Source organism: Clostridium sp. 29_15 (assembly GCF_001916075.1).
GTDB lineage: Bacteria > Bacillota > Clostridia > Clostridiales > Clostridiaceae > Clostridium > Clostridium lentum.
On sequence record NZ_MNRT01000030.1, the window covers coordinates 47159 to 64628 of the forward strand.

Below are 17470 nucleotides of genomic sequence, written 5' to 3' on the forward strand. Positions count from 1 at the left end.
CCTTTCTATTGTCTATCTAAAAACTCTTTTGTAAGCGCCTTATATGCATCAGCACCCTTACATTTTTCATCATACAGCATTATAGGCAGGCCAAAACTTGGTGCTTCTGCTAATCTAATATTTCTTGTAATTGTAGATTTGTATACTTTCTCTTTAAAGAAATTCTTAACTTCAGAATATACTTCATTACTTAAATTAGTCCTATAATCATACATAGTCATTAATACGCCTTCTATATCTAAATCTGGGTTTAAAGACTTCTTAATTAGCCCTATGGTATTCATTAATTGACCAACACCTTCTAATGCATAGAATTCACATTGTATTGGTATTAGCACTGAATTTACTGCTGTTAAAGCATTTATTGTTAAAAATCCTAATGATGGTGGACAATCTATAAAAATATAGTCATATTGATCTTCTACGGTTTTTATTTGCTCTAATAGTATTATTTCTCTATTTTCTTTATTTATTATTTCAACTTCAGCACCAGCTAATTCCATGGTAGATGGTGCTATGTATAAGTTTTGTATTAATTCACTTTTTAATATAACATCCTTTAAAGGTACATCTGCTGTTAAAACATCATACATAGAAAATTGTAGATTTTTCTTATCTAACCCTAATCCGCTTGTAGTATTTCCCTGGGGATCTATATCAATTGTTAATACTTTATATCCTTCCATAGCTAAACATGCACATAGATTAATATTTGTTGTAGTTTTTCCTACTCCGCCTTTTTGATTAAAAATACATATCTTCTTCATAAAACTCCCTAATTTCTGGGATTAATCCCCCCTCTCCTCTTTATATTATATATAGTTTTTTTACATAATAAAAGTACAGACACTATAAAATTTCGGTAAATTGTTTCACGTGAAACAATTCAAAATAGATTTATAAAATCTATTTTGAAATTAACCCATATGCAAATTAAAAATTAACGCTTCACCAGTTAATCACTTCCGTAATTTTTTATATACTTGTATATAAAAATTTAATTAGCCTTAATTTAAAAAATGGACACGCTAGTGTCCACCTTTTTTATTGATTTTTAGGTATAAAAACAATAATTTATTAACCATTTTATATTATTGTTATAAATTCTATAGCGCTTACTAAAAAGAAAGTGCTATAGAATTTATAAAACATTTTATTTTAATGGATTTTTATTTACTGTTCCAGCTTTTCTAGGATACTTTTTATTACATTCCCTAACTTTTAATACTTCAACTATATTATGTCTTAAATCTGTTCCTTCGATAGATACTTCTATTATATTTTTAAGCTCTCCACCTAATATTTTAATAGCTGCTTTTCCATTTTCTAATTCTTCTTCTATAGCTGGCCCCTTTAAAGCAACAAAATGCCCATTTTTCTTTACATATGGCATGCAAAATTCTGATAATACAGCCATATTTGCTACTGCTCTAGAAGTAGCCACATCGAACTTTTCCCTAAGTTCTGGATTTCTTGCTCCATCTTCTGCTCTTGAGTGAATTGTTGTAACATTAGTTAGTCCTAACTCTTTAATTACAAGATTTAAGAAGTTAATTCTCTTATTTAATGAATCTAAAAGAGTTATTTTTGCAGTTGGATGCATAATAGCTATAGGTATTCCTGGAAAACCAGCACCTGTCCCTACATCTATTATCGTATGAGCTTCTGCTATAGCTTTAGACTTAAATGCCTTTATACAATCAATAAAATGCTTTTTAATAAACTCTTCATCTTCTGTTATGGCTGTTAAATTTATTTTTTCATTCCATTCTTGAACAAGTCTCATATATTTAATAAATTGCTCATATTGCTTTTCACTTAATTCAAGATTTACATCATTAGCTGCTATTTTTAATTCTTCAAAAAATCTCATATTAGACCTCCTTATTTTTCTTTTTGCTTTGATTTTCTAAGTAAATTACTAAAACTGAAATATCAGCTGGAGAAACTCCTGAGATTCTTGAAGCTTGCCCTAAACTTACTGGTCTAATCTTTTCTAATTTTTGAATAGCTTCTATTCTAAGACCCTTAACATCATTATAATTTATATCTTCAGGTAATAATTTTTTCTCAAATTTTCTAAATTGGTTTACTTGAATCATTTGTGCTTCTATATATCCTTCATACTTAGAAATAATGTTCATTTGTTCACCAATATCTTCTTTAAGTTCTGGTCTTTCTGGATCTAATGGTGCTAGTGAGAAGTAATCAACTTCTGGTCTCTTGATTAATTCATACATACTTATTGGCTTTTTAAGTTCTGCAGAACCTAAGCTTACTAAAAATTCATTAACTTCTTTCTTATTTGTTATTTGTAAGTTTTTAAGTCTTTCTATTTCATTTTCAACAGCTGTTTTTCTTTCTTGGAATCTTTCATATCTAGCATCTGAAACTAATCCTACAGCTCTTCCTATTTCAGTTAATCTAAAGTCAGCATTGTCTTGTCTTAAAATTAATCTATATTCAGCTCTTGAAGTCATCATTCTATATGGTTCATTAGTTCCTTTAGTTACTAAGTCATCAATTAAAACTCCTGTATATCCATCAGAACGAGTTAAAATCATTGGATCTTTTCCTTGAACCTTAAGTGCAGCATTTACCCCTGCAACTAATCCTTGTGCAGCTGCCTCTTCATATCCAGAACTTCCATTTAATTGTCCAGCTCCATATAATCCACTTATTGCTTTAAATTCTAATGTAGATTTAAGTTGCGTTGGATCTATTGAATCATATTCAATGGCATATAATGTTCTATACATTTGAATTTGTACTTCTTCTGGTAATGATGATGACATACCAGCTACATACATTTCTAATGTATCTTCTCCTTCTGGTTCAATAAATATTTGATGTCTATTCTTATCTGGGAACTTCATTACCTTATCTTCTATTGATGGACAATATCTTGGGCCTACCCCCTCAATAGATCCATTATACATAGGTGATCTATCAATATTATCTCTTATTATATTATGAGTTTCTTCATTTGTATAAGTTAGCCAACAAGATACCTGTGGTCTATCCACATTATCATGCATAAATGAAAATGGTACAATCTTATCATCACCTGGTTGTTCTACCATTTTAGAAAAATCAATAGATCTCATATTAACTCTTGCTGGAGTTCCAGTTTTAAATCTTCTTGTAGAAATTCCTAAATCCATTAAACTTTGTGTTAATTCATTGGCTGCTGCTAATCCATTTGGTCCACTATTATATGTAGTTTCCCCAATAATTATCTTAGCTCTTAAATATGTTCCTGTAGTAAGTACTACAGCTTTACATTTGAAGAATGCACCATTTCTAGTTAATACACCAACTACTTTTCCATCTTCAACTTCAATATCTATTACTTCTAATTGTCTTACATCTAAGTTTTCTTGCTTTTCTAAGATAGATTTCATTCTTTCTTGATACTTCTTTCTATCAGCTTGTGCTCTTAAAGAATGTACTGCCGGACCTTTTGATGTATTAAGCATTCTTGATTGGATAAATGTATGATCAATATTTACCCCCATTTCTCCTCCTAAAGCATCAACTTCTCTAACTAAGTGACCTTTAGCAGTTCCTCCTATATTAGGATTACAAGGCATTAATCCTATAGAATCTAAATTAATAGTACATACTAATGTTTTTAATCCCATTCTTGCTGAAGCAAGTGATGCTTCACACCCTGCATGACCTGCTCCAACAACAATTACATCATATTCTCCTGCATCGTATTTATATTTATCTTTCATTTCTTATTTCTCCTACTTTCCTACACAGAAATCGCCAAAAATTTTATTAACTAAATCTTCTTCTAATTCATTACCTGTTATTTCGTTCAATGCTTTTAAAGAAGACATTACATATATTGAAATTAAATCTAAATATTCATTTCTTTGTACTCTTACCAATGCTTCTTCTGCATTTTCCAATGCTCTTATCAATGCCTGCTTATGTCTTGAATTAGAAATTATAAGACTTTCTGTTTCAATAGCTCCGCTAAAGAATAAATCTTTTATATTTTGCTTTAGTTCATCTAATCCTATTTCTTCCTTGGCAGATATTCTGATTATATTTTCAAAATCTTTGATATATTTTTCATCAAGTTTTTGCTCTAAATCAATTTTATTTAATATTAAAACTGTTTTCTTACCTTTAACTTGCTCTATTATTTCCTTATCTTCTTCACTTATTTCTCGTGATGAATCCATTACTAATAATATTAAGTCAGCTTCTTCTAACTTTTCTCTAGATCTTTCTACACCAATCTTTTCTACAACATCTTCTGTCTCTCTGATACCTGCTGTATCTATAATTTTTACTGGCACTCCATCTAAATTTATGTACTCTTCTATGATATCTCTAGTTGTACCAGCTATATCAGTAACTATTGCCCTCTTTTCTCTAAGCAATGCATTTAACAAAGAAGACTTTCCTACATTTGGCTTACCTACAATGGCTAAGCTTAATCCTTCTCTAATAATCTTTCCTGCATCTGCTCCTTTAAGTAGCACTTCCATTTCTTCAATACCACTCTTTAAGCTTTTTTCCACGTTTTTAGGGATACTTGGATCTATTTCTTCATCATCCTCTGTAAAATCTACTGCAAACTCAACTAAAGCCATTACATTAAGCATATATTCTCTTAATTTATTGATATGTCTTGATAAATACCCTGAACTTTGCATTAAAGCAGACTTCATAGATAAATCTGTCTTAGCTCTTATAAGATCCATAACAGCTTCTGCTTGTGATAAATCAATTCTTCCGTTTAAGAAAGCTCTCTTGGTAAATTCTCCTGGTTCAGCAATTCTTGCCCCAGCTTTAATTATGCTTTCTAGAACCTTATTTGTTGAAACTACTCCACCATGGCAGTTTATTTCAACTACATCTTCTGCTGTAAAGCTTCTAGGTCCTTTCATATAACTTATTATTACTTCATCTATAAGGTCATCACCATCATAAATATGTCCATATTTCATAGTGTATGATTTCATGTTCTTTATATCAGTTCCACTTTTAGCTCTAAATACCTTAGATACTATTTCTAATGCATTTTCACCTGAAACTCTTATTATTGCAATACCACCTTCACCAATAGGTGTAGCAATAGCACATATTGTATCAAAATCTCGCATTTATATATCCTCCTTAGAATATATTTTATTAGTTATTATACCCTAAATTAGCTAATATTCATTTTACAAGACTATTTTATATAAGTCAAAAAACAAAAAATGAAAAAAGGTGCCAAAACGGCACCTTTTTTCACTATCTTTTAATACTTATAACTACTCTTCTAAATGGCTCTTCACCTTCGCTATAAGTATTTATATAATTATACTCCTGTAAAGCAGAATGAATTATTCTTCTTTCATATGGATTCATTGGTTCTAATTTATAAGGTCTTCCAGATTTCTTAACCTTATATGCTATCTTTTGCGCAAACCTTATTAAAGTTTCTTCTCTTTTTTGTCTATAATGTTCTGTATCTAAAGAAACTCTCATATATTCATTTTCATGATTCTTATTAACAACTAAAGAAGTAAGATATTGTAATGAATCCAAGGTTTCCCCCCTATATCCAATAACTAATCCCATCTTATCACCACTAATATTGATAGATAGTAATCCTTTTTCTTCTTTAATTTCTAATTCTGCATTTATTCCCATAGCTTCTAACACATCATGTAAAAATTCTTTGGCATCTTCTGCAGCATTTCTCTTAATAGTAACCTTGATTCTAGCTGGTTTTGCACCTATAAGATTTAAAAAACCTCTACTACCTTCATCAATTACCTCTACAGTTACTTTATCTTTATCAACCTTTAATTCCTTTAAAGCAGTTTCTAAAGCTTCATCAACAGTTCTACCATTGACTTCTATTGTTTTCATAGTCTATTCACCACCTATAAGTATTAACTTATTTCTTTTTCTTTTTAGACTTTGGTGCATATACCTTTTTTTCTGCTTCTAGTTTAGCTTTTTCTTCAGCTTTTTTCTTAGCTGGCAAATAATTAATAAAATATGTTTGAACTAATTGAATAATACCTCCAATTATCCAGTAAATAACTAGTATTGGTTGAAATTGAAGTGCCATGAAGCCCATCATTCCCGCCATAACTATGTTCATTGTTGCCATATTCATTGGGCTATCTTCAGTATTGCTAGCCATTGACTTACTTAATAATAATGATGGTATATAAGTACTTAATGCAGCAAATATACCAAGTATTATTGAAGTAAAGTTAAACATGTTTGTTGGCATAGCAAATACATTATTTATGAATAAGAAAGATAAATCAGCACCATCAGTTGGCTGTATATTTCTAAATACATAATATAAAGCAAATAATATAGGTAATGGTAATAATGCAGGAAGACATCCTCCAAACATACTTACATTATTTTCTTTCATCAGTTTTGAAGTCTCTAATTGCATTTTTTGAGGATCATTAGCATACTTTGCTTGGATCTTCTTTAATTCAGGTTGTATTTCCTGCATTTTTGCATTTGACTTAGTAGACTTAATATTTAGTGGTAAAATCAGCAATCTTATTATTAATGTAAATATAAAAATCGCTAATACATAAGAAAGACCTTCTTTATTTTCTGGTATCCCTAAAGATACTATAAAATTGTGCAACGCACTGAAGACTGCAGTCATTCCATTTACTATAGCACTCCACATTCAAAATAACCTCCTCATTTTACAGGATCATATCCCCCGTTTTTGTTAAAAGGATTACACCTTAAAATTCTTTTGATAGCCATACAACTCCCCTTAATGGAACCATATTTTTCTATTGATTCCATAGCATACTGCGAACAAGATGGTACAAAAATACATCTAGCAGGCTTTGTTGGAGAGTAATATTTTTGATATAAATTTATTATTTGCAAAAGCACTTTTTTCATTACAAATATATTCCTGCCTTTTTAAATAAATTTTTCATAGCCCCTTCCACATCAGAATATTTTTTATCCTTTATAGCACTTCTAGCTACAAATACATAATCATATCCTGGCTTTAGTTCATGATAATTTAATCTATAAGCTTCATATATCAATCGCTTGCTTCTACTTCTAACTACGCTATTACCTACTTTTTTACTAACAGATATCCCTAATTTATTATAAGTAAGATTATTATCATCCTTATTCTTCTTATTAGGAAAAATATATAGTACCAATAAGTTGTTAGCATAGGACTTTCCTCTTTTATAAACAAGTCTAAATTCTGCGTTTTTTCTTAATTTATATATCATAAGTAATATTATACGCTCCTTAACTATCTGCATATGCAGAAAAAGGCCACATCTGCGGCCCTTATGCTGTTAATTTTTTTCTACCTTTTTGTCTTCTTCTTCTAAGAACGTTTCTTCCTGATGCAGTAGACATTCTCTTTCTGAATCCATGTTCCTTTTTTCTTTGTCTCTTTTTTGGTTGGTATGTCATGAACATTAACAATGCACCCCCTTTAAGCTAAATTTCTATAGTAAAAACTATATCTTCTTAAATTAAAATTTACCTTATTATTATATATACTTACCTTTTTCGTGTCAATATGAATTAAATGACGTGGACATGTTGATAAAGTTATGCACAGTTTTAAAAATTGTGGATAACTTATTGAAAATACACATGTATATATGATATTATTAACATAAGTGTGAATAAGTTTGTGAATAACTCAACTTATCCACAATTGTGGATATCTTTGTGTATAACTTGTTCAAATTTATTTGATATTTTGTTATACAGTATGTAGTATTGTCGAATTTACTGGCTTTATGCACTTTTTTTATTGTTTAAAATTACATATATCATATCTGTGGATAAATATATTATAATTATGTTATCTACATATTTGTCAACATGTGAATAACTTTTATTCACTTTATTAACAGCAGCTTGTCTCTGTTGATAACTTTGTGACTAACCTGTGACTAAATTGTTTATAATTTTTTTTGGAGGATAAGCTATATGGAAACTGATTTAAAAAAAATATGGGAAAATACCCTAAATATTATTAAAGGCGAGATGTCTGAAGTTAGTTTTAATACCTGGATCAAAAGTTGTGAGCCTATATCAATTTCATCCAATACTATTAAAATCAGTGTTCCTAATGTCTTCACTCAAGATATATTAGAAAAAAGATATAAAGATTTAGTAATAAACTCAATATATTCAGCTTGCTCTAAGCAGTACAATGTTGAATTTCTTACTGAATCAGAGATCCAAGAAGCTAATTCTAATACACCAGCAGATTCAAGCGAGCAAAGCCATAAAGATTCAATGAGCATTACTGTAAGCGATGAAATGTCAAGTACATTAAATCCTAAATATACCTTTGATTCTTTTGTTATCGGTAACAGTAATAGATTTGCTCATGCTGCATCTTTAGCTGTTGCAGAATCGCCAGCTAAAGCTTATAACCCTCTATTTATTTATGGAGGCGTTGGACTTGGAAAAACTCACTTAATGCATGCAATAGGTCATTACATACTTCAAGGAAACCCAAACGCTAAAGTAGTTTACGTTTCTTCTGAAAAATTTACTAATGAACTTATCAATTCTATTAAAGATGATAAAAACGAGGAATTTAGAACTAAGTATAGAAGTGTAGATGTTCTTTTAATCGATGATATTCAATTCATTGCTGGTAAGGAAAGAACGCAAGAAGAATTCTTCCATACATTTAATACTCTACATGATGCTAATAAGCAAATAATTCTATCATCTGATAGGCCACCAAAAGAGATTCCAACACTTGAAGATAGACTTCGTTCTAGATTTGAATGGGGGCTCATAGCTGATATACAAGCGCCTGATTTTGAAACTAGAATGGCTATATTAAAGAAAAAAGCTGATGTAGAAAAATTAAACGTTCCAAATGAAGTTATGGTTTATATTGCTACAAAAATTAAATCTAATATAAGAGAGTTAGAAGGTGCACTAATAAGAATAGTTGCGTACTCTTCTCTAACCAATAGAGAAATTACCGTTGATTTAGCAACTGAAGCATTAAAAGATATTATTTCAAATAAGCAAAATAAAAATATTACTATTGATCTTATTCAAGATGTAATATCAGCTTATTTTAATTTAAGAGTAGAAGATTTAAAATCTCAAAGAAGAACAAGAAATATTGCATACCCTAGACAAATAGCCATGTATTTAAGCAGAAAGCTTACAGATATGTCCCTTCCTAAGATAGGTGAAGAATTTGGAGGACGTGATCATACAACGGTTATTCATGCTTATGAAAAGATTTCTGAAGGCTTAAAAAGCGATGAAAGCCTGCAACGTACAATAGATGACATAACTAAAAAAATAACTCAAAAATAAAGTTATCCACACCTGTTGATAATAACCTGTGAATAATAGGTGGATATCTTTTTAAAAATTATTAGTGTGTGGATATTGTGGATAAGTGCTCAAATTTGTCACCAACTTATCCACAGTATTTTTTTCTTATAAACATAGAAAAAATCAGTGTTTATGATAGTTATCCACATATCCACATGCCCTACTACTATTATTATTATTAATTATATTATATTATCTATATATATTGTCTATAAATCTATGTGCATAACTGTGCATAACTTTAGGAGGTTGTCTTATGAATTTCATATGTTCAAAACAAAAATTACAAGAAGGTATTTCTATAGTAACTAAGGCTATAACTGGAAAAACTACAATGCCAATTTTAGAAGGTATTTACATAGAGGCTAATGATGAAGGTTTAACACTTATTGGATCAGACATGGATGTAAGTATTGAAACTAAAGTAGAAGCTACAGTTACTACAGCTGGAAAAATAGTCTTAGATGCTAGATTATTTGGTGAGATTATTAGAAAACTACCAAACTCAGATGTAAAAATAGAAATAGCTGATAATGATTTAATACAAGTTACTTGTGAAAAGTCAGTATTTAACTTGGTATACATGAATCCAAGTGATTATCCAATGTTACCAACAATAAACGAGGATTTAAAAGTTGAAGTTCCACAAAATCTATTAAAAAATATGATAAAAGGTACTTCATTTGCTATTGCTCAAGATGAAGTAAGACCAATACTTCAAGGTATTCTTTTTGAAGTAAAAGATAAACAATTAAACTTAGTTGCATTAGATGGATATAGATTGGCCATCAGAAATGAACTTTTAGATATAGATAATGACATAGAAGTCGTAATTCCTGGAAAAACTTTAAATGAGGTATCTAAAATTTTAGAAGATAATTCAGATTTGGTTGAAATTACCTTCACAAGCAATCATATTTTATTTAATTTAAAAACTACAAAAGTAATTTCAAGATTACTAGAAGGTAAATTTGTAAATTATAATTCACTTTTACCTCAAGAACATAAACTAATTGTTAATGTTAAAAAGCAAGAACTGCAAAATGGGATTGAAAGAGCCTCTTTAATGGCTAAAGATGGGAATAGTAACTTAATCAAATTAGATGTACAAGAAGACATTTTAATTATCACTTCTAATTCTCAATTGGGAAAAGTAAGAGAAGAAGTTGCGATAAGTCTGCAAGGAGAAGGAGTTCAAATTGCATTTAACTCAAGATATTTACTAGATGTTCTTAAGAGTATGGAAGAAGATGAAATTGTCATGGAAATGACATCAGGTATAACTCCTTGTGTAATAAAAGGAAAAAATATGAATAATTCAAAATATTTAGTTTTACCTGTTAGATTAGTAAGATAGGAGGAACTTGCATAATAAACGTATATATATGCAAGAAAGATAAAGCTATGGAAGTTAAAATTCAAACTGAATTTATAAAATTAGATTCATTCTTAAAATTCTGTGGGGCAGCATCATTAGGTTCAGAAGCTAAAATGTATGTTTTAGATGAATTAGTAAAAGTAAACGGTGAAGTTTGTACTCAAAGAGGAAAAAAATTATATAGAGGTGACATTGTAGAATTTAATGGTGAAACTTTTAAGGTAGTGTAAAGGCTATTTTTTTAAATTAGCTATTAAAAGTTTATATATGTTATAATATTATGGGTGTTTAAGATGTTTATTAAAAGACTACAAATGCTTAATTATAGAAATTATAATGCATTAGATATTGAATTATGTCCTAATGTTAATGTGTTCATGGGAGATAATGCTCAAGGAAAAACTAATATACTAGAAGCTATATATTACTGTGCTTTTGCAAAATCTCATAGAACATCAAAAGATAAAGAACTTATTAATTGGAATGGTGAGCATGCATTTATAAGTGTTGATGTAGGCAGAGAAAGACTTGATAAAAGGATAGATATAAGCATTCTTAAGGACGGAAAAAAATCCATAAGGATTAATAAAATAAAAATAAAAAAAATAGGCGAATTATTTGGGAATTTCAATGTTGTGATGTTTTCTCCGGAGGATCTTAGAATAATAAAAGATTCTCCTGGAGTAAGACGAAAATTTATTGATATGGAATTATGTCAGTTAAATCCTAAGTATTACTATAATCTAGTTCAATATAATAAAGTCCTTAATGAGAGGAATATACTTTTAAGAAATAGAAATACCAGTAGTGAAATGTTGGAAATATATGATATGCAATTGGTTGAATTTGGATATAATATAATTAGGGATAGAATTAAATACATTGAAAGTTTAAACAAGTATGCTGAAAAAATACACTCTGATATCACATCGGGAAAAGAAAAAATAAATTTTAAGTATATTAGTACTATAAAGGACTTAGAAAATATTAAAGAAAATTTTTACACGCTATTAGAAAAAAATAGAAGTAAGGATTGCGATAGAGGAATAACATCCATTGGTCCACATAGGGATGATTTTTTTGTCTATATAAACGATATTGATACTAAGAGCTATGGATCCCAAGGACAACAGAGAACGGCAGTATTAACTATGAAATTTTCATCACTAGAAATAATAAAAGAGCTTACAGGAGAATTTCCAGTTTTACTTTTAGATGATGTATTATCAGAACTAGATTTTAATAGAAAAAAATATATTTTAAGTACAATAGGACAGATACAGACTGTTATTACATGTACTGGTATAGAAGATTTATATGAATATTTAGACGAAAAGGCAAAAGTCTTTAAAGTTAAGAATGGAGAAATTGTAAACTCGTAAGGAAATTCTGTCTTTAGGAGAATAAGTTGGATTGAATAAAGCATTTAAATCTTACTTACAAGGAGGAAATAGTATGTTTTTACATTTAGGAGAGAATGTAGTAGTACCAATAAAAGATGTCATAGGAATATTTGATATACATAATTCTATGTATAGTTCAGATACCATATCTTTTTTAAGAATGGCTGAAGAAGATGGATTTGTTGAAAAAATTTCTAAGGAGAGCCCAAAATCATTTGTTATAGCTGAAGTTAATAAGATGAGTAAGGTTTATTTATCACCAATTTCATCGTCAACATTAACAAAGAGAACGAATATTGATTATAATCCTTAAGTCCGATATTTAGCCTTTAGTTTATATATATAAAAGATTAAGGAGGAATATGTCTTGACAGAAAACAAGCAAAGTTATGATGAAAGTCAGATTCAGGTTTTAGAAGGTTTAGAAGCAGTAAGAAAAAGACCGGGTATGTACATAGGGACTACAAGCTCAAGAGGACTTCATCATTTAGTTTATGAAATTGTTGATAATAGTATTGATGAGGCATTAGCAGGATTCTGTAGCCATATTGAAGTTACGATAAATGAAGATAATTCTATTACTGTAGTAGATAACGGGAGAGGTATGCCAGTAGGAATACATCCAAAGATTGGAAGATCAACTATTGAGGTTATCATGACAGTGCTACATGCTGGTGGAAAATTTGGTGGTGGAGGATACAAAGTATCCGGAGGGCTTCATGGTGTTGGGGCATCAGTTGTTAATGCATTATCAGAAGCTTGTGAAGTTACAGTAACAAGAGAAGGTAAGGTGTGGCAACAAAAATATTCAAGAGGAAATATCTTAGGTGATGTTACTCAAATAGGTGAAAGTGATGGTCATGGTACCAAGACTTGGTTTAAACCTGATCATGAGATATTTGAGACAACAGAATTTGAGTTTGAAATATTACAAAGCAGATTAAGAGAACTTGCTTTTCTTAATAAAGGAATTCGTATCACCTTATCTGATAAGAGAGAAGGTCAAGAAAAGGGTGAAACTTACTACTACGAAGGTGGTATAAAGGAATTCGTAAATTATCTAAATAGAAATAAAGATGTATTACATCCAGAACCAATATATGTTGAGGGAGAAAAGGATGGAATCATCGCTGAAGTATCATTACAATACAATGATGGATATACAGAAAATCTTTATTCATTTGCTAATAACATAGATACAATAGAAGGTGGAACTCATTTAGTTGGTTTTAAGACAGCAATAACAAGAGTTATCAATGATTATGCTAAAAAGTTCGGCCATATAAAAGAAAGCGATAAGAATCTTTCAGGAGATGATGTAAGAGAGGGTCTTACAGCAGTAGTTTCAGTGAAGATATCTGAACCACAATTTGAAGGACAAACAAAGACTAAGCTTGGAAACTCTGAAGTAAGAGGAGTAGTTGATTCAATCGTTGCTGATGGAGTAGGTACATTCTTAGAAGAAAATCCAGCGGTAGGAAAAATAATAATAGATAAAGCATTAATGGCAGCAAGAGCTAGAGATGCAGCGAGAAAAGCTAGAGAGCTTACAAGAAAATCTGTACTTGAAAGATCAACATTACCAGGTAAATTAGCTGATTGTTCTTCTAAAGATCCAATGGAATGTGAAATCTATATAGTCGAAGGAGATTCAGCTGGTGGTTCAGCAAAGCAAGGTAGAAATAGAAAATTCCAAGCTATACTTCCACTGAGAGGAAAGATATTAAATGTTGAAAAACAAAGATTAGATAGAATATTAAATGCAGATTCAATAAGATCAATGGTTACAGCTTTTGGTGCTGGTATTGGAAAGGATTTTGATGTATCAAAGCTTAGATATAACAGAGTCATAATCATGACTGATGCCGATGTAGATGGTGCACATATTAGAACATTATTATTAACGTTCTTCTATAGATATATGAGACCACTTATTGATGAAGGACATGTATTTATAGCTCAGCCACCACTTTACAAGGTAAGCAAAGGTAAAAAAGAAATTTATGCATATACTGATGAAGAGTTAGAAAGTGCTCTTAATGAAATGGGCGGTAAAGATAGTTCAGTTGATATACAAAGATACAAAGGTCTTGGTGAAATGAATGCAAACCAATTATGGGATACTACAATGAATCCAGAAGAAAGAATACTTTTAAAAGCTACAGTGGAAGATGCTATTGCAGCTGATGAAATATTCACTATCTTAATGGGAGATAAAGTTGAACCAAGAAGAGAGTTTATACAAAAAAATGCTAAGAAAGTTAGTAACTTAGATATTTAGTACTAATACGAGGTGAAGTACATGAATTTAAATGAGGGAAAATATATCCATGTTGATATAAATAACGAGATGAAAAAATGTTATATCGACTACGCTATGAGTGTTATAGTTGGTAGAGCACTTCCTGATGTAAGAGATGGTCTTAAGCCAGTTCATAGAAGAATACTTTACTCAATGCAAGAATTAGGATTAGAGCCTCAAAAGGGATACAGAAAATGTGCCAGAATAGTTGGGGAAGTTTTAGGTAAGTATCACCCACATGGTGATTCCTCAGTTTATGATGCATTAGTAAGAATGGCGCAAGATTTTTCTTTAAGATATATGTTAGTTGATGGACATGGAAACTTTGGTTCTGTAGACGGAGATAGTGCAGCAGCAATGAGATATACAGAAGCAAAGATGAATAAGATAGCAGTGGAAATGCTAAGAGACATTAGAAAAGAAACTGTTGATTTTATGCCAAACTTTGATGGAGAAGAAAAAGAACCAGTAGTATTACCTTCAAGATATCCAAACCTTTTAGTAAATGGTTCATCAGGTATAGCAGTAGGTATGGCAACTAATATACCTCCACATAACCTGGGAGAAATTATCGATGGAACAATAATGCTTATAGATAATCCAGAAACTACTGTTTTAGAACTTATGACAGCAATAAAGGGACCTGATTTTCCAACTGGTGCAATAGTTATGGGGAAAGCTGGTATAAGAGCAGCTTATGAAACAGGAAAAGGAAAGATTGTTGTTAGAGCAAAAGCTGAAATTGAAGAGGAAAATGGAAGAAACAGAATAGTAGTTACTGAAATTCCATATCAAGTTAATAAAGCTAAGCTTATAGAGAATATTGCAGATTTAGTGAAGGATAAGAAGATTACTGGAATATCAGATTTAAGGGATGAATCTGATAGAGAAGGTATGAGAATAGTAATAGAGCTTAAGAGAGATGCTAATCCTAATGTAATTTTAAATTTATTATTTAAGCATACAAAGATGCAAGATACATTTGGAGTTATCATGCTAGCATTAGTAGATAATGAGCCAAAAGTATTAAATCTTAAGGAAGTATTAACTCATTATATAGCATTCCAAAAAGAAGTGGTTACTAGAAGAACTATATTTGAACTAAATAAAGCAGAAGCGAGAGCACATATCTTAGAAGGTTTAAAAATAGCACTTGATAACATTGATGATGTAATCAATATTATTAGAAGTTCTAAAACTAGTGATATTGCAAAAAGCACATTAATGGAAAGATTTCAATTAAGTGATAAGCAAGCACAAGCAATCTTAGAGATGAGGTTAAGAAGATTAACAGCTCTTGAAAGAGATAAGATAGAAGAAGAACTTAACGAAATTATGCAATACATTGAATATTTAAATAGTATATTAGCTGATGAAATGAAGCTTCTAGGAGTAATCAAAGAAGAGCTTATAGAGATAAAGAGCAAGTACAACGATGAAAGAAGAACTGAAATTCAAAAAGTAGTTAATGAAATAGATATAGAAGATTTAATTCAAGAAGAAGATGTTGTTATCACATTAACTAATTCAGGATATATTAAGAGAATTTCTGCTGATACATATTCAGCTCAAAGAAGAGGGGGAAGAGGTATTCAAGCAATGACTACAAAGGAAGATGATTTTGTAGAAAATGTTTTAATAACTTCCACTCATTCAGATGTATTATTCTTTACAAACAAAGGAAGAGTATACAAGAAGAGAGCATATGAGATTCCAGATGCAGGAAGAACTGCTAAGGGAACTAATATAATCAACCTTATACCAATAGAACAAGATGAAAGAATTGAAACTGTACTTACTATTGCTGATGAAATAAGAGAAGGATATTTATTCATGGCAACTAAGAAAGGTCTTGTTAAGAAAACTCACTTATCAGAATTCAAGAACTTAAGAAAGAACGGGCTTATAGCTATAAGCTTAAGAGAAGGTGATGAACTTCTTAAGGTAAAAGTTACTAGAGGAGATGCTGATATAGTTATAGTATCTGAACATGGTAATGCCATTAAGTTTAATGAACAAGATGTAAGAGCAATGGGTAGAACTGCTGCTGGTGTTAAATCGATGAACTTAAGAGACGATGATATTGCTGTCTGCATGGATATAGCAGTTGATGATGAAGATTTATTAGTAATAAGTGAAAATGGATTTGGGAAGAGAACTCCTTTAGTTGAATATAAGATACAAAATAGAGGTGGAGTTGGTTTAATAACATACAAAATAAGTGAAAAAACTGGTAAGGTTGTTGGGGCAACAGTATGTAAGGCTGAAGATGAATTAATGCTTATAAATACAAGTGGTGTAGCTATAAGAATTAATGTATCAGATGTATCTGTAACTAGTAGAGCTACAATGGGAGTTAGATTAATGAGAACTTCTGATGAAGAGAGAATTGCAGCTATAGCTAAAATATCAGCAAGTGAAATGCAAGAAAAAGATCAGCAGTTATCATTAACAGATAATCTAAAAAATGAACATTTAGAATTAAATGAAGATACTAGCTTAGATAGATTAGTTGAAGAAGCAGAATCACAAATAGAAAGTGAAGAAGATTAAGAAGAATAATAAAAAGGCTGCCAAGAAATTTGGTAGCCTTTGTTTAATTTACTTGGATAAAATGGGGGTTAAAGGGAAAGAATAGATATAAAATAGTAGTACTCGTAGCCTTGTGTATCACAATGTGATTTTATTAGATTAATAAAGAAAAATAAAGTATTTTAATAATAATTTTAATAAATATCAGTATTTAATTGGTTTTAAATAGAATATAAATGTTAAACTAAAACACGTCGACAGGACAACAAACAACAGTAAAGTTGCTGAAACGACAAACATCTTCATCAAGTAATGAAATGTTACAAAAAAACTTTTGAAAAAAGTATTGACAGTAACAAGATGAGATGATAAGCTATAGAAGTCGCTTAAGGGCGGCAAGATAAAATGGTCTTTGAAAATTGAACAGAATATAGTTAATATAAAACCAGCAATTCTTTTAAGTCTTATAAAGACTCAAAGTAATTTGAGCAAAAC

The 17470-nt window shown here is 30.2% G+C and carries 16 protein-coding genes; 7 read left to right on the forward strand and 9 right to left on the reverse strand.

What is annotated here, in order from left to right; genetic code table 11:
• Nucleotides 1-5 precede the first annotated feature (5 nt).
• The 9 genes from BHW04_RS06515 to rpmH all read right to left on the reverse strand — a co-directional run bounded on the left by BHW04_RS06515 (nt 6) and on the right by rpmH (nt 7452).
• Nucleotides 6-767, reverse strand: a complete 762-nt coding sequence (locus BHW04_RS06515; RefSeq protein WP_302699232.1) for a ParA family protein — start codon at nt 765-767, stop codon at nt 6-8.
• 386 nt (nt 768-1153) lie between these two features.
• A complete protein-coding gene (rsmG, locus tag BHW04_RS06520; RefSeq protein WP_022210995.1) occupies nt 1154-1873 on the reverse strand; it encodes a 16S rRNA (guanine(527)-N(7))-methyltransferase RsmG in 720 nt (239 codons plus the stop codon).
• Between the two features lies 1 nt (nt 1874).
• A complete protein-coding gene (gene mnmG, locus BHW04_RS06525) occupies nt 1875-3740 on the reverse strand; it encodes a tRNA uridine-5-carboxymethylaminomethyl(34) synthesis enzyme MnmG (protein ID WP_302699233.1) in 1866 nt (621 codons plus the stop codon).
• Nucleotides 3741-3752: 12 nt separating this feature from the next.
• The gene (mnmE, locus tag BHW04_RS06530) at nt 3753-5126 is read right to left on the reverse strand and encodes a tRNA uridine-5-carboxymethylaminomethyl(34) synthesis GTPase MnmE (RefSeq protein ID WP_022210997.1); all 1374 of its coding nucleotides are present in this window, start codon (nt 5124-5126) and stop codon (nt 3753-3755) included.
• A 133-nt stretch (nt 5127-5259) separates the two neighbouring features.
• Nucleotides 5260-5883: an RNA-binding cell elongation regulator Jag/EloR gene (gene jag / locus BHW04_RS06535; RefSeq protein WP_302699234.1), complete on the reverse strand. Its 624-nt coding sequence runs from the start codon at nt 5881-5883 to the stop codon at nt 5260-5262.
• A gap of 28 nt (nt 5884-5911) precedes the next feature.
• Nucleotides 5912-6679 carry a membrane protein insertase YidC gene (yidC, locus tag BHW04_RS06540; protein WP_186835582.1) on the reverse strand — a complete coding sequence of 256 codons (768 nt, stop codon included), beginning with the start codon at nt 6677-6679 and terminating at the stop codon, nt 5912-5914.
• Nucleotides 6680-6693: 14 nt separating this feature from the next.
• Entirely contained in the window at nt 6694-6906 is a 213-nt protein-coding gene (gene yidD / locus BHW04_RS06545) for a membrane protein insertion efficiency factor YidD (RefSeq protein ID WP_186835581.1), read from the reverse strand.
• Nucleotides 6906-7256 carry a ribonuclease P protein component gene (rnpA, locus tag BHW04_RS06550; protein WP_022211001.1) on the reverse strand — a complete coding sequence of 117 codons (351 nt, stop codon included), beginning with the start codon at nt 7254-7256 and terminating at the stop codon, nt 6906-6908. The genes yidD and rnpA overlap by 1 nt, the downstream gene beginning before the upstream one ends.
• Before the next feature lie 61 nt (nt 7257-7317).
• The gene (gene rpmH / locus BHW04_RS06555) at nt 7318-7452 is read right to left on the reverse strand and encodes a 50S ribosomal protein L34 (protein ID WP_022168296.1); all 135 of its coding nucleotides are present in this window, start codon (nt 7450-7452) and stop codon (nt 7318-7320) included.
• A 522-nt stretch (nt 7453-7974) separates the two neighbouring features.
• On the opposite strand from rpmH, the gene dnaA reads away from it, so the two are divergent.
• The 7 genes from dnaA to gyrA all read left to right on the forward strand — a co-directional run bounded on the left by dnaA (nt 7975) and on the right by gyrA (nt 16996).
• Complete coding sequence (dnaA, locus tag BHW04_RS06560; protein ID WP_186835580.1) at nt 7975-9339, forward strand: chromosomal replication initiator protein DnaA; 1365 nt, start codon at nt 7975-7977, stop codon at nt 9337-9339.
• Between the two features lie 277 nt (nt 9340-9616).
• Nucleotides 9617-10717: a DNA polymerase III subunit beta gene (dnaN, locus tag BHW04_RS06565; protein WP_186835579.1), complete on the forward strand. Its 1101-nt coding sequence runs from the start codon at nt 9617-9619 to the stop codon at nt 10715-10717.
• A 47-nt stretch (nt 10718-10764) separates the two neighbouring features.
• Nucleotides 10765-10968: an RNA-binding S4 domain-containing protein gene (locus BHW04_RS06570; RefSeq protein WP_022211004.1), complete on the forward strand. Its 204-nt coding sequence runs from the start codon at nt 10765-10767 to the stop codon at nt 10966-10968.
• Nucleotides 10969-11031: 63 nt separating this feature from the next.
• Complete coding sequence (gene recF, locus BHW04_RS06575; RefSeq protein ID WP_186835578.1) at nt 11032-12120, forward strand: DNA replication/repair protein RecF; 1089 nt, start codon at nt 11032-11034, stop codon at nt 12118-12120.
• A gap of 73 nt (nt 12121-12193) precedes the next feature.
• On the forward strand, nt 12194-12454 hold the full coding sequence (gene remB, locus BHW04_RS06580) for an extracellular matrix regulator RemB (protein ID WP_022168301.1): 261 nt from the start codon (nt 12194-12196) through the stop codon (nt 12452-12454).
• A 54-nt stretch (nt 12455-12508) separates the two neighbouring features.
• Nucleotides 12509-14422 carry a DNA topoisomerase (ATP-hydrolyzing) subunit B gene (gyrB, locus tag BHW04_RS06585; protein WP_022211006.1) on the forward strand — a complete coding sequence of 638 codons (1914 nt, stop codon included), beginning with the start codon at nt 12509-12511 and terminating at the stop codon, nt 14420-14422.
• A gap of 21 nt (nt 14423-14443) precedes the next feature.
• Nucleotides 14444-16996 carry a DNA gyrase subunit A gene (gyrA, locus tag BHW04_RS06590; RefSeq protein ID WP_302699235.1) on the forward strand — a complete coding sequence of 851 codons (2553 nt, stop codon included), beginning with the start codon at nt 14444-14446 and terminating at the stop codon, nt 16994-16996.
• Nucleotides 16997-17470 lie beyond the last annotated feature (474 nt).